Here is a 21,852-nt window from a genome sequence, read left to right as displayed (position 1 = left end):
TGCTGCCGTGCGTTATGATTCTGGCTTCCGATCCTGGCTTCCGATTCTTCCCACCGCGCGCCCGCCCGCCTACACCACAGGACCTCATTAACTTGGAAGCGACCACCTACCACGCCGACGTCTGCAACTACCTCTCGGCGCGCGAGCCCGACCTGTGGCGCTGGGGAGCCTTATCGACCCAGGACGACCTGCAGCAAGTGCGCCTGCACCTGCTGAAAACGACCTACCAGCTCAGCCTTAAAGCCCATCCCGAACTGCACGCTGCCGCCGCGCGCGCCGCGCAGGCGCTGGGGATCACGCCGGCGATTTCGCTGTACCAGTCGAATGACGGCGGGTTCGCCAATGTTGCCGTCTACACCGCGCCGGGCGAAGCCCACATCATTTTCCAGGGCGCCGTGCTGGGTATGCTGAACGGCGCCGAGATCGACGCCGTGCTCGGCCACGAACTGGCGCACTACCTGCTGTGGCAGCGCGACGGCCAGCGCTACTGGATCGCCAGCCGCATCCTCGAGCGCCTGGCACTGGAAGAGTCGCCGCCCGGGGTCTGGGCCAGCACCGCGATCCGCTACCAGCAATACACGGAAATCTATGCCGACCGCGGCGCCTATGCGCTGTGTCGCGACATCGGCCCGTGCGTCGCCAGCCTGGTCAAGATCCAGACCGGCGCACCAACCGTGCACCTTGACAGCTACCTGCAGCAGGCCGAGCGCATCCTCGCGCACGACAGCGTGGCAGGCGAGCAGGCAGGCCACCCGCAAAACTTCATCCGCACGCGGGCGCTGGCGCTGCATGCCGACGGCGCCGAAGGCATCGACGCCGCGCTCGCGCTCCTGCTGGCCGGTCCGCTCAACCTGAACCGGCTCGATATCCTGGATCAGCTCGAACTGCACCGGCTTACGCGCCGCGTACTGGCGCAATTGCTCGCGCCTGCCTGGTTCGCCAGCGACAGCGTGCTGGCCCTGGCGCGCCGCTATTACGCCGACTTCCAGCCGGGCGAAGCTACGGCGAACGGCGCGTGCGCGCTGCCGCCGGGGCACCAGCTGAGCGAATTTTTCTCATTCGTCCTGCTGGACTTCGCATGCGTCGACCCGTCGCTGGACGACTTGCCGCTCGCCGGCGCGCTGCGCATGGCCGACCACCTGGGCATTGGCGAGACCTTTGACGCCTTGCTGCTCAAGGAAACCGGCATCAAGAAGGCCGCGCTGACCAAGCTGAAAGCTGCGCGCGACGACCTGCTCGCACGAGCCACTACCTCAATTGCACCATGACTGAACCGCTCAACCCGACCGCTCCCGCCGGAAAATCGTTCTTCGACTTTCTCGCCACCCTTTCCGACTATCCCCAGACCGAAGACTTGCAAGGCTGGGTGCTGCCCCTGTTCGAGCAGGTCGCCGCGCTGCACGCGCAAAACCGCGTGGCGCCGCTGGAAGGGGTGGCGGTGCTGCGCTTTGACTACAACCAGCTGTGGTTTGAAAACGCACTGGCGCGCGAACCCGTGCTGGCCCAATCGAAGCTCGACAAGGTCGATGAACTGGTGACGCTCAACGTCACGCGCCGCCTGTTCGCCGACGACAACCTCACGCGCGACCTGTTTTCCAGCGACGCCGACGCCGAGCATGCGGGCGAGCTGCCGGCCGCGCCCCTGTACCTGCCCGGTTACGTCTCGTGGGAGCACAGCTGCGGCCATCACGATGGACTCACCGACATCTTTGTACTGGGCCTGATTTTGGCCAGCGTGGCCTGCCGGCTCAATCTGTCCGACGAAGCGGACTTGGCGCGCTTTGTCGCCCATCGCGGCAATCTGTTCGCGCTCAGCACGCGCATGAATCCCGTCTGGGCGCGCCTGATCGTGCGCATGACGGAGCTGTCGCGCCACACGCGCGAGCCGGATTTGAACGAGGTGATTCACTCGCTGCGCAACTACCGCCTGCTCGACCTGGACACCGACCTGCCGCTGGGCGCGGCCGCCGCGCCCGACGAGCGCACGCGTCAGCTGCAAACGCACCTGCGCGACCGCCTGTTCGAAGTCTCGCGCCGCAACCGCATGCTGCACTTCAAGCCGTCGCAGCAAACGCTGAACATGACGGTTGGCTCATTTCCGCTGATGCTCGACGTGCGCAACATCACCGAGAATGCCCTGTTTTACTGGCATGCCGACCTGGCGCGCCAGGTGTGCAGCGAAACGGCGATCCCGCTGCAAAAATACCTGCGCTTCGAAGACCTGCCATTTTTGCCGGCGCAGCTTGACGCGATCCGCGCCACGGCGCAGCGCGACCAGGCTGAATACGGTTTCTCGCAGCTGCGCATGGCGGTATGCATGTTCAGGTGGCATAACTTCAAGGAAGACAAGGACGAGCGGATCACCACGCCGCTGCTGCTGCTGCCGGTCACCCTCAGCCGCAAAAAGGGCGTGCGCGATACCTATTTGCTGCAGGCGACAAGCTCGGTGGCCGAGGTCAATCCCGTATTGCGCCACGTGCTGCGCCAGGTGTACGGCATGGAGCTGCCCGAAACGATTGACCTTGACGGCGACGCGCTCGACGCGCTGCATGCCGACATGGAGCGCCAGGTGCGCCGTTCGGAGCCGGGCATCACGCTGCACAAGATCGCGCGTCCGCAAATCCAGATGATCCGGCGCCAGGCCCGGATGCGCCTGGACCAGTACGAGAAGCGCCGCAAAAAAACCATGAGCGGGGTGGCGCGGCGCAGCCATGGCGACTTTGAATACAGCTACGCGAACGGCGCCTACCACCCGCTTGGCATCCAGCTGTTTCTGGACCAGGTGGAACCCCAGCCGGCGCCCTTGTCAAGCATTGCGGGCAAGCCGCGCGCGATGTTCATGAGCGCGCCCGAGGCGTCTGACACGTCTGAGGCCCAGCTGTGCGTGGCGCCCGACTACGACGTCATCGAGCAGCAGACCTACGCCTTCGACCAGGAGCGTGCCGGCACCCCGTACGACTGGGAATTCGACCTGTGCGCCATCACGCTCGGTAACTTCAATTACCGCAAGATGTCGCTGGTGCGCGACTACAATGCGGTGCTGCAGGACGACTTGCCCAGCCCCTCGTTCGACGGCATTTTTGCGCTCACGCCGCGCCGCCAGTTTACGGACGCCGCCGCGCCCACCGACCTGGCCGAACAGTTCACCGTGGTGCCGCAAGACCCGACCCAGGCGCGCGCCATCGTGCGTGCGCGCGACGGCGAAAGCATGATCATCCAGGGGCCGCCCGGCACCGGCAAATCGCAGACCATCACCAACCTGATCGCCGACTTTGTCGCGCGCGGCAAGCGCGTGATGTTTGTGTGTGAAAAGCGCGCGGCGATCGACGTTGTGTACCACCGGCTGCAGCAGCAGGGGCTGGAACAGCTGTGCGCGCTGATTCACGATTCGCAGGGCGACAAGAAGTCCTTTGTGAAGGATCTGAAGGCTTGCTACGAAGGGTGGATGGCGCCGCTGGCCGATCCGCAGCACTACGAAACGCAGCGCACCGACCTGCTGGCGCAAGTGCGCCTTGAAGAAGCGCTGCTGGCCGATTTTTCGCATCGCATGAACGACGCGCCGCCTGAGGCGGGCATGGCGCTGCGCGCGCTCTACAAGCGCATTGCCATACTGGGCGTGCAGTTCGAGCTGGCGCCGGGGGACGCCGATGCGCTGCCCGACTACAGCGCCTGGCTGGCGCACGGCGCCAACTTTCTGGCGATCGGGGAGCGGCTGCGCGAAGCGGGCGCGGACCCGGTGCTGGCGCGGCACGCCGTGCGTCTGCTGGGCGCGCACGTGCTCGCGAGCGACAACCCGGCCAAGGCGGCGCGCGCGGCTGCGACCGAAGCGTTGCCGCTGCTTGGTCAGTTGCACCAGCAGCTGCAGGCATTGCCTGTAACGCTGTGGTCCAGCGTCGACCGCATCCGGCGCCTGGCCGACTACCTGCGCGCCATCGCGCCGCTGCTGCAGCGCCAGCTGCCCGAACTGCTCGACCCGCAACAGCCGCGCAGCGCGGCCTTTGCCACGCTGCGCAAAACCTGGCGCAAGCAGCAGGAAGCGGCAGCGGCAGCCGCCGTCAAGAGCGCCGGCTGGACGCGCCGTCCGTCAGCGCACGAGACGGCCATTGCGCTTGTCCAGGCCGGGCAGCTCGAGACGCAGTGGTATGCGTTCGTCAAGCCCGCCTGGTGGCAGCTGCGCGCGCTGTTCAAGTCGCACTACAGCGCGGCGCCTACTGCAGTTATGCCGCGCTGGAGCGACTGCCTGCAATGGCTGCAGCAGGACTACCAGGCGCAGGAAGCGCTGGCGGCCACGCACGCGCAGATCGAAAGCGAATGGCAGGTGGACGATGTGGACGCGTTCGCCGCGCAGGTGGAGCAGATCCACGCGCACAATGCCAACCTGTCGTCGGCGCTGATCATGTTCCAGCATGACGTGGCCAACCGGGCCTTTGCCGACACTGGGGCGCTGCTGGCGCTGGCCAACCTGGGCGAGGCGGCCTTGCACGCGATTGACGCGGCCGTATCCGGCGTGGGTGAATACGGCATCGACCAGGTGCACGCCGAACTGCAGGCGATGCAGGAAGACGCATCCTGGCTGCCGCTGATCGTAGCCAATCTGCAAACGCTGGCCGCGGCGCCGCCCGCCTTTGCGCAGGCGGCGCGCGCGTGGCCGCATGCCGGCCTGTCGCTGGAACTGGCGCTGGCGCGCGCCGCGCTTGGCCGCGTGTACCGTGACGACAGTGCCTTTGCCCGCCAGACGGGCGAGCAAATCGACCAGTTGTGCGCGCGTTTATCAAGCCATGTGCGCCAGCTGCATGCCTTGAACGCGCAAGTGATACTGGAGCGGCGCCGCAACGCCTTTCTGGCGCGCGTGGCGCTGGCCAACAAGAACGCGGCTCACCTGGACGAAGGCGGCAAGGACTTCAAGAAGCGCTACACGGAAGGCCGGCGCGAAGTCGAGAATGAATTTTCAAAGGTGATGCGCTACAAGGCGATTCGCGAGCTGGCGTCAGGCGAGTCGGGCCTGGTGGTGCGCGACTTGAAGCCAGTATGGATGATGAGCCCTTTGTCGATCTCGGACACGCTGCCGCTGGAGACCGACTACTTCGATGTCGTCATTTTCGATGAGGCCAGCCAGATCCCGGTGGAGGAGGCGATTCCATCGCTGTACCGCAGCGGCCAGGTGATCATCGTGGGCGACGAAATGCAGCTCCCGCCGACCAATTTTTTCGGCGGCCATGCCGACCCGGGCGAGATTGACGACGAGGAGATGCTGGCCGACCTGTCGAGCGACAGCTTTCTGACGCAGGCGGCGCGCAGCCTGCCGTCGACCATGCTCGAGTGGCATTACCGCAGCCGCTCGGAGGCGCTGATCACGTTTTCCAACCACCGCTTTTATGACGGCCGCCTGCTGACCATTCCGGACCACGCCTTGAACCATCCGGCCGAGCCGATCGTGGTGGGCACCGACGCCGCCACTGCGGCCGGCCCGGCGCTGGCACAGGCACTGGCGCGCCCGATCAGTTTTCATCACGTGCCGGGCGGCCTGTATGGCGAGCGGCGCAACGCGGCCGAAGCGGCCTACATCGCCAGCCTGGTGCGCGCGCTGCTGGTGGGCGGCAGCAAGCTCTCGCTGGGCGTGGTGGCGTTTTCGGAAGCGCAGCAAGATGAAATCGAGCAAGCGCTGCTGGCGCTGGCGCGCGCCGACAAGGCGTTTTCAACGCTGCTGGACGCCGCCTATGAGCGTGAGGAAGACGGACAATTTTGCGGCCTGTTCATCAAGAACCTGGAAAACGTGCAGGGCGACGAGCGCGACCTGATCATCATGAGCGTGTGCTACGGCTACGATCGCGAGCGCAAGATGCTGATGAATTTCGGGCCGATCAACCGCGCGGGCGGCGAAAAGCGCTTGAACGTGGTGTTCTCCCGGGCCAAGCGGCACATGTTCCTGGTCAGTAGCATCAAGCATACGGATATCAAGAACGACTACAACCCGGGCGCCTTTGCGCTCAAGTCCTACCTGCAGTTTGCCGAGCTCAGTTCCGTGGGCGACGAAGCCGGCGCCCGCCAGGTGATTGACTTACTGGGCGGCCAGCGCCGGGCGCAAGTCCGGCCGGCCGCGCATCCGGTGGTGGCGCAGGTGCGGGCCGCTTTGGAAGCGCACGGTTTCCTGGTCGACAGCAATATCGGACAATCGGGCTTGCGCTGCGACCTGGGCGTGCGCAAGGAGGGCGATGCAGTGTATCGCCTTGGCATCCTGGTCGATACCGACAGCCATTACGAGACGGTCGATTTGCTTGAACGCTACCTGCAGCAGCCCGGTCTGATGACCGGCGCCGGCTGGAACCTGGAGCGCGTCTTTAGCAAGGACTGGGTGGAAGCACCGGATGCGGTGATGGCGCGCCTGCTGCTGGCAGCGGGCGCCACGCCCGACGCGGGCCCTGCTGCCTAAGCCTTGATCGAAATGGTCTTGCGCGCTTCGGGGGCAAGCTGGTCCTCGGCGCGGCGGCCGGGGTTGCGCCGGCGGGTGTGCGCAGTGCGCGTGTCGAGGAACAAGGCTTGTTCCTTTTCGCGCCGCTCGCTCGTTCTGCGGTTGCTGACGCGGCGATCTTCATCGGGCGCGACGCCTTGCACAGCAACAAGTTTAGGCGGCTGGGGGGAGGCAGGACGAAGGCGGCCGGGCCCCAGTTTGGACTGGTGCGGCGGCGGCTTGTCAAAATAGCTGTCAATTTTTACGGGTAACATACAAATAAACGGTATACGAGTCGTATACATCGAGGCTGAACATAATGTTGTAACGACAGGTTTGCTTATTACTTTAGCTGTAAGCGCTAATTTCGCTGCACCTTGCCAGCGTCCTATGCTTGCAGTTGGTCCGTGACGGCTGCATAGTTGAACGGCAGTAGGTCGCGAACATGGTCATCGCTGGCCGGCCCGGCAATTCGGTTAGCACATGGCGCAGATAGGCATACGGCTCGACGCCGCACGCTCGACAGGTGTGTCCGGTGAATCTGGAGGCTATCTCAACAGGATGCGCAATTTCCTGTCTTACGTGGTGGGCAAAATGCGCAGGCGCGTATGGGTGTGTTGACATCCAGTGCGAGCCATCGCCAACATTTCCTTTTGTTTTGCTATGGGATGGCATATATTAGTGCCATCAAATAGAAAGGCGGTGGCAACGATGTTTGCGAGGTCTATTCCGGCTGATTTTTCTCAACTACGCGGAAAAGCCGCCCGGGTTTGCCTCGTTGCGGTCCTGCATCTTGGCCTTGCTATCGCGTTGTTCGCCTCTGCCACACCCTATCGTTCGATAGTGATCCCGGAAAAACCGGTCGACGTGGCGCTGCTGCAGCGACCCCATGCGCTAAATCTGCTCCCTTGTCCTTGTACTTCAGGTATCGGCACGGGCCTGTTGGCGCCCGCCATTGTTGGCCACCGTCTCACGCGTTCGCGCCGCAATGGTTCGCCACGGATCGACGAACCCAATTTTATCTGTGCCTTTCAGCCGCCCGCGAAGTGTTTGCCGTGGAACTCCGAAGTTCATGACAGCATTCCTTGTCGTCTGCTGATGTAGAGCAGAGAGCCATTGCCGCTTCGTGTAGTGTTTCCACCGCTGCGTTGCCCCGGGAGGGTAGTTCTCAAAGGTCACGTCCCATCGATTGCTCGACCAGCTTGGCATTGACGCCGTGCTTGACCGCGATGACCGCCAGCGAAACGCCGGGCTACACTCACGCCCTCGCCAAGGACCGCTTCGATTGCGCGTCGTAGCGGCGTCGCCCGTCACGACGCATAAACGTCACTACCAGCTGAAACTCTGGGTCGGCACGTCTCTCTTGCATCGGTGTCCACCGCCAATCAGTGGACACCTATGTTCCGCTCCTTTGGCAAGATACGCAGTGTGCGGAAAAATTCGCGCTTACCTTTAGCTTGCACAGCAGACTATTTTCTCTACTTGTGCGTCCGTAACTCTCCGCACCCAAGTTTGATCTGGCGCGAACTTGCATCCGGCTGGGCGCGAACTTGTTGAACTGATCCGTTCTCAAACTGGGGTAAGGCCGCACTTGCGGCCACTCGCTATGCCCGGGGGACGCCATGCTGACGCAGTTCGATGCCTTGTTAATTGTAGAGTTTCATGACGAAAATTTATCACGCAAAGAATGGCTGGGTGGAACAATCGGCCCGGCACTTAATGGTGTGTGGCGCTGGATAGACGCCAATCACCGCTTTAACAGCATGCTCTGGGATGAGGAAGATCGGGCGCGCCGGCTGGACGTCGACCCGGCCGAGATTGCCGCCAGCAAGCGCCTGATCGACCGCCACAACCAATTGCGCAACGACGCGGTCGAAGCCATGGACGAAGCCATTCTGGCGCAGTTGTCCGAGGTGCGGCACGACGATGATGCGCGCCTGTCTAGCGAAACGGCGGGCGCCATGATCGACCGGTTGTCCATCCTGGCGCTAAAAATCTTTCATATGCGCCAGCAGACGCGGCGTCCGGACGCCAGCACCGCCCATATCGATACCTGCCGCGCCAAGTTGCAACGGCTCACGGCGCAGCGCAACGACCTGGCATGCTGCCTTGACCAGCTGCTGATCGACGCGCAAAGCGGGCAGGCGTATTTCAAGGTGTACCGCCAGTTCAAGATGTACAACGATCCTTCCATGAATCCGTACTTGTATGCAAGGGCGGCTTCGGCGTCCGGATCGGCGCGATGAACCCTGGCGTCGCCATTGACGTGCTCATTCCTACTTGCAACCGTGCGTGCGCGCTGGCCGTGACCCTGGCGGCCCTGTCGGCGCAAACCATGCGCCGCTTTCGCATCATCATCTCGGACCAGTCCGACATGCCGGGCGCCCTGGGCAGCGCCGAGGTTGCCGCGGTGCTGCGTTATCTGGCCGCGCGCGACATCGCCGTGGAGGCGCTGCGCCACTTGCCGCGCCGCGGCATGGCGGAGCAGCGCGCCTTTTTGCTGTCACGCAGCGAAGCGCCCTACTGCCTGTTCCTTGACGACGACGTCATCGTCGAACCGGACCTGCTCGAACGGTTGCACAAGGCCATGGTCGAAAAAGATTGCGGCTTTGTCGGCAGTGCCTTGCACGGATTAAGCTATCTGTTCGACCAGCGTCCCCAGCACCAGGAAATCGAGTGGTGGGACGCAGGCGTTGAGCCTGAGCGAATTTTGCCGGGTACGGCGGCGTGGGAACGCCATCACTTGCATAGCGCTGCCAACCTGTTTCACGTGCAGCAGCGGCTGGCGCTGGAGCACCGCGAAACCCGTTGCTACCGGGTGGCGTGGGTCGGCGGCTGCGTGCTCTTTGACAGCGACAAGCTGCGCGCTGCGGGAGGCTTCGACTTTTGGCGCGAGCTGCCGCCGGAACATTGCGGCGAAGACGTGCTGGCCCAGTTGCGCGTGATGGCAAGGTTCGGCGGCTGCGGGATCATTCCATCGGGGGCGTATCACATGGAGCTGCCAACCACGATTGCGCGCCGCGAGGTCGATGCGCCAAAGATGCTGTGGCAATGAGCGTACCCGTCCTGCACGACGCGCGCAAGATTGCCGTGTTCCGGCCGAACGCGGTGGGCGACTTCATGTTCTGCCTGCCCGCATTGCACGCGCTGCGATCAAGCTATCCCGAGGCCGAAATCGTCTATCTGGGCTTGCCGTGGCATGCCCAGTTTCTTGCCGGGCGGCCAGGTCCCGTTGATCGGGTGGCCGTCGTGCCGCCGCTGCCGGGCATTGGCGGGGCCGGCGCTGCCGCCGCCGCTGCCGCTGCCGCCGCTGCCGATGGTTTTCTCGATGCCATGCGTGCTGAAAAATTCGATTTGGCCTTGCAGATGTTTGGCGGTGGGCGTCATGCCAATCCGCTGCTTGCGCAGTTCAACGCGCGCTTGTCGGCGGGAATGCGGACGGCGGACGCGGCGCCGCTGGACCGCTGCATCGTGTATCGCACCATGGTCAACCAGCGTTTGCAGTTGCTGGAAGTGGCGGCGCTGGCCGGCGCCAAAGCGTGGCCCATGAAGCGGCAGTTGCAAGCAACCCTTACCGACCGGCAGCTCGCTGCGCAGCTGGTGCCCGCGTCGCCCGGGCAACGGCTGGTCATCGTGCAGCCGGGCGCCAGCGATGCACGCCGTTGCTGGCCGGCGGCGCGTTTTGCGGCAGTGGCTGATGCGCTGGTGGAAGAGGGGGCGCTGGTGGCGATCAACGGATCGGCTGCGGAAGCGGCAATCGTCGGCGCAGTCATTGAAGCGATGCGCTATCCGGCCATTAACCTGAGCGGAAAGGCCTCGCTCAATGCGCTGTGTGGATTGTTGGAGCGTGCCACGTTGCTGGTGTCGAATGACACCGGGCCATTGCACATGGCCTTGGCGCTGGACAGGGCGTGCGTGGGCGTCTACTGGTTCACCAACCTGATCGAGGCGGCGCCCTTGTGCCAGCACGCGCACCGTGCGGCCTTGTCAACGCGCGTGCATTGTTCTGTATGCGGGATGGAAAACACGGCCAGGCGCTGCGAGCATGATGCAAGCTTTGTCGATGATGTCTCGCTCGAAGAGGTGACGGCGCTGGCGATTGATTTGTTTCGTGCTGCGCGGTGATGCATTAACGCATTACCGGCCTGGTGAAGCGCGGTCGGCGGTGCGATCCGCAGCTTGCAACTCGCGTTCGCACACGCAACTCAAGCCTCACGATGCACCTCGCACCTCGCAACTGTCAGTCGTCACTCAAGCCTCGCAACTCGCCACCCCCAACTGGCATTCGTCACTCATGCTTGGCAAGTGGCAAGTGGCAAGTGGCAAGTGGCAAGTGGCAACCGGCAACTCGCGGCTCGTATTCGTCACTCAAGCCTGGCAACTGGTAAATTGCAACTGGCAACTCGCAACTTGCAACTCGCATTTATCACTCAAGCTTGGCAACTCGCTACTTACAGAACGAGCGCCATTTACGCCGGACGTACGGGAGCGGCACCAATTTTGATCGCTCACCAGTTGGGCGCGCCAGTAAAGCGTGAAGCACGAATCGACATCAGCCCAATGGCCGTTCTCGCCAAGTGTCACCGCCAAGGGTGGAGTGTTGCCGCGTCAATGCTGTGGGGTTATCGGCGGCTGCGTCATCAAGGTACGAAGGCAAGCTGAGCAGACTGAAAGCATGGTCGATGACATCGCGCACGCGCTCGCATTCGGGATCCCACAGGCAGCGATGGCGCTGCTTGTCGAGCGGCGCCCAGCGGCGTATGTCGGCTTTGCTGAAGACGACGACGCTATGCAACTTGAGGCCGGCGGCGATGTGCGACACCCCAGTATCGTTGCAGATCAGCAGCCGCGCGCGGCTCATCAGGGCGGCCATGGCGCCGATCGAGATGGGCGCGGCGGCGTCGAGCGCCTTGTAACGCATGCGGCTGGCAACCGCAGCAGTGAGCGGTGCTTCGTCCGCCGAACCCGTCAGGACAATTTGCACGTCAAACTCGGCGGCGATGTGGTCGGCAACCTGGGCGAAGCGGGCAGGGTGCCAGCACTTGTCGCGCATGCGCGCGCCAGGATGAATGCAGACGTAGCCGCCCGCCGTCAGGCCGTCGGACAGCCCGCTTGCGCCAAGCTCGCGTTCGTCGGCGTCGGTGATGGGAAATTCAAGGTGATCGCCTTGTGCGGGCGCCCCTAACAAAACCACCAGGTCCAGCAGACGCAACGGTTCCGCGCCGCCGTCTGGGTAGGGATGAAACTGTTCGCGGCCAACGCTGGCCGCGTCGCCGTAGCCGGCCATGGCGCAGGCGCCAAAGGCACGCGTGACGTTGTTGCTGTATTCGCCGCTGCCATGCATTTGCAATGCCATGTCAAACCTGCGTGCGCGCATGGATGCGTAAAACTCGGCGAGCAGGTGCTGCTGGACGGCTTGTTCGGGAAACGCTGCGTGACCGGGGAAGGCAAGAAATTCGTCAATGTATTGAGGAAAGCGCGCCGCGAACTGCGCCGCCCAGGGCAGCCCGATCAGCGCGATCCGGGTCTGCGGCAGCGCGGCGCGCAAGGCACGCAAGGCCGGGATGGCGCACAACATGTCGCCCAATTGCAGCGCGCGAAACACCGCAAGCGTGGCGCCTGCGTGTTGGTCAATCCACGTGGTGCCTGAATCTGTGTGTGCACTCATTGGACGGCCGCTTTCGGCGCCGGAGTCTGTTTGCCCGCTCATTGGATGGCTGCTTTCGTAAGGAGAGTTGTCGCGATTGAAGTTTCCTCGCGCTCAGGGGATTCCGCGGTGCAGTGCGGGCGGGCGCAACGCCCCATCAAACCGTCGATCACGTTGCCGGTCATCGTGTCGACGCGCTCGTCCTGGCCGCTGCCCAGCACCTGTGCCCAGTCTGTGGTGCCTGCGCTGAAGACGGTGCCCCCGCGCGTGAAAATGCTCATCGTGGCCGCGTGGACCCCGCCCGCTGCGGCGCACGTTTCACGCAGCGGGCTTTCTTGCCAGCGCGCGTCGAGCGGACAAGCCGCAAGGAGCGTCAAGCCTGCTGGCGTGCCGCACTGCCGGGCGTCCGGCGCCAAACTGGCCAGGCCAGAGGCGTGGTCAAAAGCGGCCAGCGGCGCGCCGTCGCATTCGTAACCGGCCAGCGGTGGAATTGTGTCGGCACCAAAGCATTCGCCGCGGCGCAAGCCGGTACCGGCGAAAATCCAGTGGTCCGGGTCTTGCACGGCGAACCCGGCTGTTTCGCGCGGACCGTCCCACCAGCCACCTCCATGCCGGTAGCTGACGCCTGCCAGCGCGTCTTCCGGGCGGCCGGCGCCGCTTGCGGGCCACCAATGGTCGAGTGCGCCGTGCGGGCCGCCCTGATGGCACACCATGGCGCTTGCGCCGTCGACCAGGTGGATGCGCCACCAGCACAGGTTGGCGCTAAAAAAGGCGGCGTTGCCGCCGCGGCCGATGAAGCCTTCCACGCCGTCGCGCATGGCTTCGCTCCAGTATTCGTCATGCCCGACGCTTAGCAGCAGGCGATAGTCGCGCAGCAGGCCTGGGTCGGCATGGATGTCGAGGTCGGTGCAAAATTCGGGCGTGTAGCCTTTGTGCAGTAGCCAGCCAATGAAGCGCGCATCCCAGTGCGCAAAGGTCTGGCGTGGGGACGCGGCGTCGTAATAATCCGGTGCGCCGAAGGTGGGCCCGCCGACACCCCCGCCAGGCCGATGGAACGACAGCCTGGCTCCAGGCGGATTGCTGGAACGGGGTGGGTTGGCGTAGTAGCAGCCGCCGCCGGAAAAATTGTAGGCATTGTAGGTGGCCAGCGGGATCTTGTAGAGCAGCCGAACGGCGCCGTAGCCGCGCACCACGAACAGGACCGCTGCGTCGCGCAGGGCGACGTGCGGCGCGCCTGCCCCGGGTTCTTCGAGGTGGGCGATGTAGGCGCCCGACGGCCAGCCGGCCGGCAGGGCGAAGCCGTACGCCGGCCATTGCCAGTCCTGGTCGGCGCCGCGCTCGCAGGCGCGCTCGCCGTCGACCCAGCTGGAGGTAAACATGTGGACCAGCTTGCCCGCCCAGCGGTAGAAGCCGACCCGAAAGCGGGTGGCGTCGGTCGACACGTGCAGCACGAGCCGCTGGCCCGGCCACACGCTGGCGCTGGCGGCGTAGCCGTGGATCATGCGGGTGCTTCCGGTTGGCGGCGCTTGCGGACGATGTAAGGCGGCATGGCCAGCACATGCATCGGTGTGTTGCGAAACGTTTCCATGGCTTCGGCCGGCGTCTCGACGATCGGCTCGTCCTTGCCGTTGAACGAGGTGTTGAGCAGGACCGGCACGCCGGTGCGCTGCTGGAATGCTCTGAGCAGGCAATTGAGCATGGGGTCGTCCGCCGGGCCCACTGTTTGCAGGCGCGCCGTGATGTCGACATGGATAATGGCCGGCACGGCGCTGGCCGCGTCAAGCAGGACCGGCGCCGCGTACTGCATGAAGGGCGACGGCGTGGGGATGTCGAAATACTGGTCCGCGTATTCCAGCAGCACCACCGGCGCCAGGGGCCGGAACCATTCGCGCAGCTTGACCTTGTCGTTGATCCAGTCGCGCATGTGGGCCAGGCGCGGGTCGGCCAGGATGCTGCGGTGGCCCAGCGCGCGCGGGCCAAATTCGCTGCGGCCGTGGAACAGGCCCACCACCTTGCCCTCGCAGATGAGGTCTGCCAGGCGGCCGCACAGGTCGTCCTGGTGGTCGATTGGTTCGACCAGCATGTCGGAGGCGTCGCCGACGGCAGCGTCAATGGCCGCGCGCGCCGGCTGCGGGCCGAGGTAGTCGCTCTGCCAGCGGTAAGTGCAGGCCTGGCCGGCCAGTTGCGTCAGCCCGTACAGGGCGCAGCCGAGGGCGGTGCCCGCGTCGCTGGGCGCGGGGGGAATGAATACGCGCTTGAACGCTGTTTCGCGCAGCAGCCGCTCGTTGGCAGAACAGTTCAGGGCGGTGCCGCCGGCAAAGCACAGGTTGTCGGACCCGGTTTCCTTGTGCAGCCACTGCGCCACGCTGACCAGTGCATCTTCAAAGGCGCGCTGGCCGGCGGCGGCGAGCGCGGCGCTGGCGGCAAAATGCGGGTCGCCCTTGCCGCTGTAGCGGAAACGCCCGCGCTCGCGCATGATGGCGCGCCATTGCGCGGGAATGGTCACCTGCCAGCCCTCCACCTGCAGCGGGGGCAGGCGCAGTGCGTTCGGGTCGCCGTGCGGCGCCAGGCCCATGACCTTGCCTTCGTTGCCGTGGCCGGGGAAGATGGCCTGGGTCAGCAAAAAGTAAAACATGCCCAGGCCGACCAGGCGTTCGTCGTCGCGGTTCCAGACCTGCTTGTCGATGCAGATCACGCGCTCGCGGTCGGCGCGGTAAAAAGACGCCACTTCGCACCAGTTGCCGGGCACCCAGGCCGCACCGCGCCAGTGCTCGGTGAGCGCCGACACCGGGCTGCCCTGGCCATCGATGACCATCACCGCCGCCTGCTCGAAGGGGGATGGATGGAACACGCTGTAGACGTGCGCCAGGTGGTGCGAGATGTGGCTGCGCAGGCAGCCGGGCGCGAGCTTCAGCGAAGACGCCAGTTCGCGCTCGTACGCGGCCAGATTGTCAAGCTCGGCGTCCGACGAATAGCATTCGACCAAAATGTCGATGGGCTGGTCCAGCCCCGGCAGGCGCGGCGCGTAGATGGCGGAAAAGTCGCCGGTGCGCCCCCAGTGATGCTTTTGCCGGGTGAGCCTTTCTTTCTGGATGGCCCACTCGAGTTGCGCGCCGCGCATCAGGCAGACACTGGCGTCTTGCGTTCGGTTGACGCCGAGTATCAACGGTGCACCTTTCATCTATTTCTCCTTGGCGGATAACTCACGATCACGACTGTTTGAACGATGGCCGGCGCATTAGTTCAAGATCTTTTATCGTGAAAAGCGGTATCATTCTTGCAGCCCATATTGCTCATAGATCGAAAGGTTGGCCGCATGTTGCAAACGCCCTTGTCATTCACGCCGTTGATGGCGCCCCGGGAACACGCCGACCCGCTCAGTTTTGTGTTTCAGGGAGGATTGTTGCTGGTGAGCCAGGGCGACCTTGCCTTGCCGCAGCCGCAGCAACTGGCCGCGCTGGGCGACTGGGGCGGGCGCACCCATCCGGTGGGCTTGTGGGGCGAGCGCTACTGCCAGGCCACGTGGTGCGAACGCGACACGCCGGCGCCCGACGGCTGCGAATGGCGCAACCTGCGCGGCCTGTTTGGCGAGATGGATGATGGCATGCTGGGCGTGGCCGGGCGCGCCGGGCAGATCGCCGAGTGGGCGCGCACGCACCGCTTTTGCGGCGCCTGCGCCTCGCCCATGGCGCTGGTGGGCGGCGAACGCTGCTTCAAGTGCGCAGCTTGCGGGATGATCGCGTATCCGCGCATTTCACCGGCGATGATGGTGTTGATCAGGAAGGGCGAGCAGGTGCTGCTGGCGCTGCATACGGCTTCGCCGAGCAAGCGCTTCACGCCGCTGGCGGGCTTTCTGGAGGCGGGCGAATCGATCGAGGAAGCGGTGCATCGCGAGGTGTTCGAGGAGGTTGGCCTGCGGGTGCACAACTTGCAGTATTTTTCGAGCCAGTCCTGGCCGTTTCCGCATTCATTGATGATTGCGTTCACGGCCGATTATCTCGATGGCGAGATCCGGATCAACGCCAGCGAGATCGCCGAGGCGCGCTGGTTCGGACCGGGCGACGAGTGGCCCGAAAAAGTGCCGCATGTGTCGGTGTCGAGCATTCTGGTCGACGCCCACCGGCCGGCCAGGTAGCGATACTGCGGAGGGGAGCTGGCCTTCAAGGTTTGGCCGCGCCCCGCACTTCGACCGTTTTTTTCATCAGGTTGAACCAGAACGGCGCACCGAACAGCGCCGTCGACGCCGTCAGCATCCAGCCCGCCACATTGAGCGCGAACGCGTCGTTGAACCTGGGCGGAAAGCTATCCCACCCGATCGGCAAACGCCACAGCGCCTCCATTGCCTGCCCGTCCACCGACGCCGGCGCCGCCGTGATCTGCGCGGCCAGCGCGGGATGCTGCCACAGGGTGCGAAACAGGTGAATGCTGTCGATGTTGAACAGCACCGCCAGCAGCAGCGAGAGCGCAAGGCTGATCATCATCGCGCGCCTTTTGTAGGCGGCCGACACGCGCTCCATGGCGGTATCGAACCAGCCGCTGACGGCCAGTTCGAAGGCCTGCATGTCGCCGCCCGCGCGCTGGTAAATGCCTTGCAGCGCGCGCTTGATCTGCGGGTCAGAGAGGGCGTCGATATCGCGCCCGAGCTGAGCGTAGTCGCCCGGGATCGACTGGATCGCATCGATCAGGGCGATGGCAAAATGGGCCGGCTCGATGAACGCCGGTTTGGCCCTGGTCGAACGTGCATCCACCAGGCCGGGGCTGGCGTGCGGGTTGACCAGCGCATGCGAATAGATCGCGCCGGCGAGCGCAGTAAGGTGGGGATCGTTGAGCATGCTCTTGATGCCGTCGAGCAGGCAGCGCGGACGCAAACGCAGCGCCGCGGCCAGCGCTTCCTGCACGGTGCTGACGATCAGCGCCACGCTCGCGTAGCAAAAGGTCAGGCCAACTGCAACTTCCAGAACTGTGCTTCCGAACATGGCGTTCTCCCGCGCGCGATCATACGGCTACGCTAGCGCAAGCGAGGTGATGCGCAGGTCGGTTTGCGCAAACTATGTCACCGTTTGAGCAGGCCCCGGATGGCCTTTTTGAGTTTGTTGCGCGCCGTTTCCTTGACCGCCGCGCCGGAGACAGCCTTGGCCTCGACGCGCCACGCGATCGCGTCCCACGGGCCGCTCAGCCGCACCGGCAGCGTCAGTCCCGTTGCGCCCAGCGTGCAGGCGAGCGTGTAGTCGACGTGCTTGCGCGCCAGGTCGATGTCGCCGGCGCCGGCCACGCCAAACAGGGGTGCCTGGGCGGCCAGGTCGGCGTTGTGGGCGATGCCGCCGGCGATCGTGAAGCTGGCGCCTAGCCGGCTGAAACCGGTCTTGACGCCGGCTTCACGATCCACGGCCAGCCCGTTCGCCGCCTGCGCGCCGACGATCATGGCGCCGATATCGATGCCGTTCAAGGTGCCTTCGGTCAGGCGCAGCGACGCCGTGCCGGAAAGCGCCTGGCGCATCTGCAGCGTGCTGGCGCCCTCGGTGTTCACGTCGATCATGACGTCGCCCCTGGCCTGGAGCGGTGTCTTGCCCAGCAGGTCCTTGAGCAGCGGCCCGACCTCGATCGCTTTCAGGCTTTGCACGAAGGTGATGTGCGGGGTGCTGGCGCTGCGCGAAAAATCGAGCGTCAGCGCGCCGCTGCCGCTGCCGCCATACAAGTTGGCGCCGATCGGCTGCAGCACGAACCTGGCGCCGTCCGAACGCAGCGCGGCGCGCACGTTGGTCGCGTGCATGGTGCCGACCTTCAGTTCGCCCACGTGCACGCCGCCGCTGGCGCGCAGCATCGACAGCGGCGACAGGTCGAAGGCGTCGCCCGCTTCCAGAATGGCCGGGTCGCCCGGCACGGCGTCGGGCACCAGCCGGTTCTGGTAGCGCCCCAGGTCCACCTTGTCGACGTGCAGCGTGAGGTGGTAGGCCTTGTCGTGGTAGCCGCTTTTCAGGTCGAACACGCTGGCGTCGAAACTGCCCGCCAGGTCGGCCGCGAATTCATCTTTATCGAGGTCGACGTCGATCTCGCCATTGACCTTGACGCGGGCGTCCTTGAACGACAGGTCGAGATTGGCCACGACGTCGGTAAAGACGATGCGGCGGCGCTGCGGATCGGGCAGGAAGCTGGCCTTGAGCGTGAACGCCGTGCTCAGCGCCGGGCGGTTGCTGCGGATGCTGGCCGACAGCGCCATGCGGCTGGCCACGCCGCGGGCGATGGGGCCGGAGTCGATATTCAGGCTGCTGATGTCAAGCGTGCGCCCACTCCTGCGGTCGTCGAACAGCACGCGCGCGTTGCCGACCCGGATGCTGTCGATGGCCAGGCGCACGGGCGAAGAACGCGCGCCGCCGCCGCCGGCAGCAGAAGCGGCGGCGGCATCGCGCCCGGACGTCAGGTCGCCGGTATTCATGCTGCCGTCTTCCAGGCGCACCACCCTGGCGCGCACGCCTTCGACGTCGATCCGGTCGATCACCACTTGCTGGTGCAGCAGCAGCGGAATCAGCGCCACCGACACGCGCGCGCTGTCGATGGCGGCAAATTGCGCCGCGCTGCCATGCTCGGACAGCGTGACGCGGCCAAGGTCGGCGCCGATGCGCGGATAGAACACCAGCCTGATGGTGCCGGGAATGGCCAGCGTGCGCTGGTGGCGCGCGCGCACTTGGCTGATGATGTCAACCTTGTAGTCGTTGGGATCGACCCGCGCGCCTGCCAGCACGGCCGCCAGAAGCAGCAACAGCAGCAACAGCAGCAGGGTTGCGCCTGCCGCGAGTGCGGCGAACTTCAGGGATCGGTGCATGACTTTCGGTTCGGTGAGGGCGGTGTGCGAGTGTAGCATCGACCCGGCAGGCGATTTTGAAAAGTGCGCGCCACTGTGGCCTGCCGAAGACAGTCGCGGCGGCCGGTTCGCTCTTGTATACTGTTGCCATTTATTTGAACAAGGAGCGCACGAGGCGCATGAACATCGACTGGCACCCGGGCGACCCTGACGCCGCCTTCGCCCGCGCCGCCGCAGCCGGCCTGCCCCTGTTCCTGTATTGGGGCGCATCCTGGTGCCCGCCGTGCAACCGGATCCGCGCCACGGTCTTTGAGCACGCCGCGTTTTGCGCGCTGGCGCCGTCGTTCATGGCGCTGCAGATCGACGGCGACGCTCCCGGGGCGCAGCAGCTGGCCGAGCGCTTTCATGTGCGCAGCTATCCAACCCTGGTCGTGTTCAACCCGGCCGGCGCCGAGATCACGCGCTTGCCGTGCGAACTCGACGCTGCGCGCTTTCTCGACATGTTTGCGCTGGCGCTGACGGCGCGCCGCACCGTGGCCGAGTCGCTCAGCGCGGCGCTCTCGCGCGAGCGCCAGCTGTCCAACGACGAATGGCGCCTGCTCAGTTTTTATTCGTGGGACACCGACGAGCGCCAGGTGCTCAAAAGCCTCGATATGGCCGCCACGCTGGCCAGCATGACGCGCGTGTGCGTGCTGCCGGAGGCGCGCCTGCGCCTGCAGTGGCACACGCTGTACGCGGCGGCCATGTCGGGCAAGGGCGGCATCGACCAGCGCGCCGCCGTCAAGCGGCTTGAAGAAACGCTGGCCGACGCCCATGTCGTGCGCGCGCATATGGATATCGTCACCCACCACGGGCAGGACCTGGTGCGCTTTTTGACGACGCCGCAGTCGCCGGCGCGGATCCGGCTGGCGCAGGCCTGGGCGTGCGCGATGGCGCTGCTGGAAGCGGACGCTTCGCTCAACCTGGCCGACCAGTTGACGGCGCTGCGCACGCGGGTGCGCATGTCGCGCCTGGGCGCCGCCGAACCCGGCCTGCAGGCGCAGGCGCGCCAACGCGTGGCACAGGTGCTGAGCGTCGAGATGGGCGCGGCGCTGCGCCACCAGGTCATCAATACTGCGGCCGGGGTGCTGGCCGACGCCGCTCTGCTCGACGATGCGCAGCAGTTGCTGCTGGCGCAGTTGGAAACATCGCACGCGCCGTTTTACTTCATGCACAGCCTGGCCGAGATTGCCAAAAAGCGGGGCGACGCGGGCGCGGCGATCGACTGGTACGAGCGCGCCTGGGACAGCGCGGCCGGTTCCGCCACGCGCTTGCAGTGGGGCGCGGCTTACCTGCAGGGCATGGTCGATTTTGCGCCGCACGGCATAGAGCGCATCGAACACTTCGCCGGGCGTATGCTGGCCGAGCTGGAGAACCTGGACGCGGCGTTTTTTCAGCGCAACCGGACCCAGATGGCCCGCATGGGCGCCAGGCTGGCCCAGTGGCGCGGCGCCGGACCGCGCGCGGCAGCTTTGCGCCAGGCAACCAAGGCCGCGTCCGCGCCCTGATGCGGGAAGTTTCAACAATCGCGGGAACCTGTTCCAGATCGAAGCCTCAAATGGTTTGTCAGGTTGAAGTTTGGGGTACATCATGGCACGAGCTGAATTCGCCAGTGACATCACGCGGGAAGACTTTGAACGCGTCCGACCGATGCTCGAGGCTGCGCGACGGCGAACCCGACCGCGCAAGCACGACCTGTACGACGTGTTTTGCGCGGTGATGTATTTCATTGCTAGCGGCGCGGCCTGGCGCAGCCTGCCGCATGACTTTCCGCCTTGGCGCACGGTACACGAATACTTCACGCAATGGACGACGGCGCAGGGCGGGCGCACCAGCCTGCTGGAACAGGTGCTGCAGGAACTGGGACGCGAAGAACAGATGCAAAAGCTGCGCGTGCTGATGCAGCCGCGCTAGCAGACTGTAAGGTGTAAGTGTGTAAGTGTGTAAGTGTGTAAGTCTGACAGGCTGCTAGGCAAGCACCAGGACCGACGCCACCCAGTCGACGAAGGCGCGCACGCGTGACGACATGTGCCGGTTGTGCGCATACACGATCGACACCGGCAGCGGCCCGGCGCGCCAGGCGGGCAGCACCTCGACCAGTTCGCCCGCAGCCAGGTGTGCTTCGATGCCCATGCGCGGCGCCTGGATCAGCCCCAGGCCGGCCAGGCAGGCAGCGGTGTACGCTTCGGTGCTCGAGACGCTCACCGTGCTGCGCATCTGGATCACATGGTCGACGTCGTCGGCGTGGTATTCCCAGTCCATGTCGCGCCCGCTCTGGCTGGAGAAAAAATTGACCGCCAGGTGGTCCTTGAGGTCGGCCGGGGTGTGCGGCGTGCCGTGCTGCGCCAGGTAGCGCGGCGCGCCCACATTGATTTGTTCGAGCTGGCCGACGCGGCGCGCGATCAGGCTTGAGTCGCGCAGCTTGCCGACCCGGACCGCGCAATCGACGCCTTCGCCGACCAGGTCCACAAAGCGGTCGCGCGAGCCGATGCGCACGTGAATGGATGGGTAAGCGGCGAAAAACTCGGGCAGGCGCGGGATGATCTGCAGGCGCGCCAGGCGCTCGGGCATGTCGACCCGGATGGTGCCCGGGCCGGGGCCGGCGAACAGCCCGTTCATGTCGTCGAGTTCATTGAGCAGCACGGTGCAGCGTTCGAGATAAATGGCGCCTTCCACCGTCAAGCTGACCTTGCGCGTGGTGCGCTGGAGCAGGCGCACGCCCAGGTGCTGCTCGACGCTCTGGACGGCGTTGGTGACGGTGGGCCGCGGCAGGCCGAGCTGTTCGGCCGCCTGCGCAAAGCTTTTGCATTCGGCTACGGCGCGAAAAATCTGCAGGGCCTTGAGCTGGTCCATTGTTAGTATTCCTCGAATAATTTGATGTTAAAAGACGTATTTATTGTTTCGTTTGATAATAGCATA

The 21,852-nt window shown here is 65.0% G+C and carries 16 protein-coding genes and 1 pseudogene; 9 read left to right on the top strand and 8 right to left on the bottom strand.

Annotated features, from left to right (window positions below; genetic code table 11):
- Positions 1-92: 92 nt before the first annotated feature.
- Entirely contained in the window at positions 93-1,268 is a 1,176-nt protein-coding gene (locus ACP7BV_RS09830; RefSeq protein ID WP_426103633.1) for a M48 family metalloprotease, read from the top strand.
- The gene (locus ACP7BV_RS09825; RefSeq protein ID WP_426103632.1) at positions 1,265-6,430 is read left to right on the top strand and encodes an AAA domain-containing protein; all 5,166 of its coding nucleotides are present in this window, start codon (positions 1,265-1,267) and stop codon (positions 6,428-6,430) included. The genes ACP7BV_RS09830 and ACP7BV_RS09825 overlap by 4 nt, the downstream gene beginning before the upstream one ends.
- On the opposite strand, the gene ACP7BV_RS09820 is transcribed toward ACP7BV_RS09825, so the two are convergent.
- Together ACP7BV_RS09820 and ACP7BV_RS09815 are read right to left on the bottom strand one after the other, a co-directional pair.
- Complete coding sequence (locus tag ACP7BV_RS09820; RefSeq protein ID WP_426103631.1) at positions 6,427-6,723, bottom strand: hypothetical protein; 297 nt, start codon at positions 6,721-6,723, stop codon at positions 6,427-6,429. The two genes, ACP7BV_RS09825 and ACP7BV_RS09820, sit on opposite strands and share 4 nt — an antisense overlap.
- Positions 6,724-6,836: 113 nt before the next feature.
- Positions 6,837-6,976 (bottom strand): annotated as a pseudogene (locus ACP7BV_RS09815) (transposase domain-containing protein); the annotation flags it as partial.
- A 99-nt stretch (positions 6,977-7,075) separates the two neighbouring features.
- Between ACP7BV_RS09815 and ACP7BV_RS09810 the strand changes: the two are divergent.
- From ACP7BV_RS09810 to ACP7BV_RS09795, 4 genes are all read left to right on the top strand, one after another.
- Positions 7,076-7,552: a hypothetical protein gene (locus ACP7BV_RS09810; protein ID WP_426103767.1), complete on the top strand. Its 477-nt coding sequence runs from the start codon at positions 7,076-7,078 to the stop codon at positions 7,550-7,552.
- A 620-nt stretch (positions 7,553-8,172) separates the two neighbouring features.
- The gene (locus ACP7BV_RS09805; protein ID WP_426103630.1) at positions 8,173-8,694 is read left to right on the top strand and encodes a DUF4254 domain-containing protein; all 522 of its coding nucleotides are present in this window, start codon (positions 8,173-8,175) and stop codon (positions 8,692-8,694) included.
- Positions 8,691-9,503, top strand: coding sequence for a glycosyltransferase family 2 protein (locus ACP7BV_RS09800; RefSeq protein WP_426103629.1), 813 nt, complete (start codon positions 8,691-8,693; stop codon positions 9,501-9,503). The genes ACP7BV_RS09805 and ACP7BV_RS09800 overlap by 4 nt, the downstream gene beginning before the upstream one ends.
- Positions 9,500-10,573, top strand: a complete 1,074-nt coding sequence (locus ACP7BV_RS09795; RefSeq protein ID WP_426103628.1) for a glycosyltransferase family 9 protein — start codon at positions 9,500-9,502, stop codon at positions 10,571-10,573. Before ACP7BV_RS09800 ends, ACP7BV_RS09795 begins: the two co-directional genes overlap by 4 nt.
- A 427-nt stretch (positions 10,574-11,000) precedes the next feature.
- Here ACP7BV_RS09795 and ACP7BV_RS09790 read toward each other — a convergent pair whose 3' ends face one another.
- From ACP7BV_RS09790 to ACP7BV_RS09780, 3 genes are read right to left on the bottom strand one after another with little or no spacing between them, the layout of a single operon-like run.
- Positions 11,001-12,116, bottom strand: a complete 1,116-nt coding sequence (locus tag ACP7BV_RS09790; protein WP_426103627.1) for a glycosyltransferase family 9 protein — start codon at positions 12,114-12,116, stop codon at positions 11,001-11,003.
- A 38-nt stretch (positions 12,117-12,154) separates the two neighbouring features.
- Positions 12,155-13,597 carry a N,N-dimethylformamidase beta subunit family domain-containing protein gene (locus tag ACP7BV_RS09785; RefSeq protein WP_426103626.1) on the bottom strand — a complete coding sequence of 481 codons (1,443 nt, stop codon included), beginning with the start codon at positions 13,595-13,597 and terminating at the stop codon, positions 12,155-12,157.
- Positions 13,594-15,276 carry a carbamoyltransferase family protein gene (locus ACP7BV_RS09780; RefSeq protein ID WP_426103625.1) on the bottom strand — a complete coding sequence of 561 codons (1,683 nt, stop codon included), beginning with the start codon at positions 15,274-15,276 and terminating at the stop codon, positions 13,594-13,596. Before ACP7BV_RS09780 ends, ACP7BV_RS09785 begins: the two co-directional genes overlap by 4 nt.
- Positions 15,277-15,411: 135 nt before the next feature.
- Between ACP7BV_RS09780 and nudC the strand changes: the two genes are divergently transcribed.
- On the top strand, positions 15,412-16,230 hold the full coding sequence (gene nudC / locus ACP7BV_RS09775; RefSeq protein WP_426103624.1) for an NAD(+) diphosphatase: 819 nt from the start codon (positions 15,412-15,414) through the stop codon (positions 16,228-16,230).
- 25 nt (positions 16,231-16,255) lie between these two features.
- Here nudC and ACP7BV_RS09770 read toward each other — a convergent pair whose 3' ends face one another.
- Positions 16,256-17,071, bottom strand: coding sequence for a hypothetical protein (locus tag ACP7BV_RS09770; RefSeq protein ID WP_426103623.1), 816 nt, complete (start codon positions 17,069-17,071; stop codon positions 16,256-16,258).
- A 77-nt stretch (positions 17,072-17,148) separates the two neighbouring features.
- Positions 17,149-18,915: an AsmA family protein gene (locus tag ACP7BV_RS09765; RefSeq protein ID WP_426103622.1), complete on the bottom strand. Its 1,767-nt coding sequence runs from the start codon at positions 18,913-18,915 to the stop codon at positions 17,149-17,151.
- 158 nt (positions 18,916-19,073) lie between these two features.
- Between ACP7BV_RS09765 and ACP7BV_RS09760 the strand changes: the two genes are divergently transcribed.
- Both ACP7BV_RS09760 and ACP7BV_RS09755 read left to right on the top strand, forming a co-directional pair.
- A complete protein-coding gene (locus ACP7BV_RS09760) occupies positions 19,074-20,441 on the top strand; it encodes a thioredoxin family protein (protein WP_426103621.1) in 1,368 nt (455 codons plus the stop codon).
- 82 nt (positions 20,442-20,523) lie between these two features.
- Positions 20,524-20,847, top strand: a complete 324-nt coding sequence (locus ACP7BV_RS09755; RefSeq protein ID WP_426103620.1) for a transposase — start codon at positions 20,524-20,526, stop codon at positions 20,845-20,847.
- 54 nt (positions 20,848-20,901) lie between these two features.
- Here ACP7BV_RS09755 and ACP7BV_RS09750 read toward each other — a convergent pair whose 3' ends face one another.
- Positions 20,902-21,786: a LysR family transcriptional regulator gene (locus ACP7BV_RS09750; RefSeq protein ID WP_426103619.1), complete on the bottom strand. Its 885-nt coding sequence runs from the start codon at positions 21,784-21,786 to the stop codon at positions 20,902-20,904.
- Positions 21,787-21,852: the final 66 nt, after the last annotated feature.

Source organism: Massilia sp. TSP1-1-2 (genome assembly GCF_049896185.1).
Classification (GTDB): domain Bacteria; phylum Pseudomonadota; class Gammaproteobacteria; order Burkholderiales; family Burkholderiaceae_D; genus Telluria_A.
Note: the sequence above shows the minus strand (reverse complement) of the source record. Positions and strands in the feature narration are given on the sequence as shown.

Bases quoted from the DNA above. Each gene is read 5' to 3' on its own strand.
- ACP7BV_RS09800 (WP_426103629.1), top strand. From the start codon at position 8,691: ATGAACCCTGGCGTCGCCATTGACGTGCTCATTCCTACTTGCAACCGT.
- ACP7BV_RS09820 (WP_426103631.1), bottom strand. From the start codon at position 6,723: ATGTTACCCGTAAAAATTGACAGCTATTTTGACAAGCCGCCGCCGCAC.
- ACP7BV_RS09795 (WP_426103628.1), top strand. From the start codon at position 9,500: ATGAGCGTACCCGTCCTGCACGACGCGCGCAAGATTGCCGTGTTCCGG.
- ACP7BV_RS09760 (WP_426103621.1), top strand. From the start codon at position 19,074: ATGAACATCGACTGGCACCCGGGCGACCCTGACGCCGCCTTCGCCCGC.
- ACP7BV_RS09750 (WP_426103619.1), bottom strand. From the start codon at position 21,786: ATGGACCAGCTCAAGGCCCTGCAGATTTTTCGCGCCGTAGCCGAATGC.
- ACP7BV_RS09780 (WP_426103625.1), bottom strand. From the start codon at position 15,276: ATGAAAGGTGCACCGTTGATACTCGGCGTCAACCGAACGCAAGACGCC.
- ACP7BV_RS09765 (WP_426103622.1), bottom strand. From the start codon at position 18,915: ATGCACCGATCCCTGAAGTTCGCCGCACTCGCGGCAGGCGCAACCCTG.
- ACP7BV_RS09825 (WP_426103632.1), top strand. From the start codon at position 1,265: ATGACTGAACCGCTCAACCCGACCGCTCCCGCCGGAAAATCGTTCTTC.
- ACP7BV_RS09755 (WP_426103620.1), top strand. From the start codon at position 20,524: ATGGCACGAGCTGAATTCGCCAGTGACATCACGCGGGAAGACTTTGAA.
- nudC (WP_426103624.1), top strand. From the start codon at position 15,412: ATGTTGCAAACGCCCTTGTCATTCACGCCGTTGATGGCGCCCCGGGAA.
- ACP7BV_RS09770 (WP_426103623.1), bottom strand. From the start codon at position 17,071: ATGTTCGGAAGCACAGTTCTGGAAGTTGCAGTTGGCCTGACCTTTTGC.
- ACP7BV_RS09785 (WP_426103626.1), bottom strand. From the start codon at position 13,597: ATGATCCACGGCTACGCCGCCAGCGCCAGCGTGTGGCCGGGCCAGCGG.
- ACP7BV_RS09790 (WP_426103627.1), bottom strand. From the start codon at position 12,116: ATGAGTGCACACACAGATTCAGGCACCACGTGGATTGACCAACACGCA.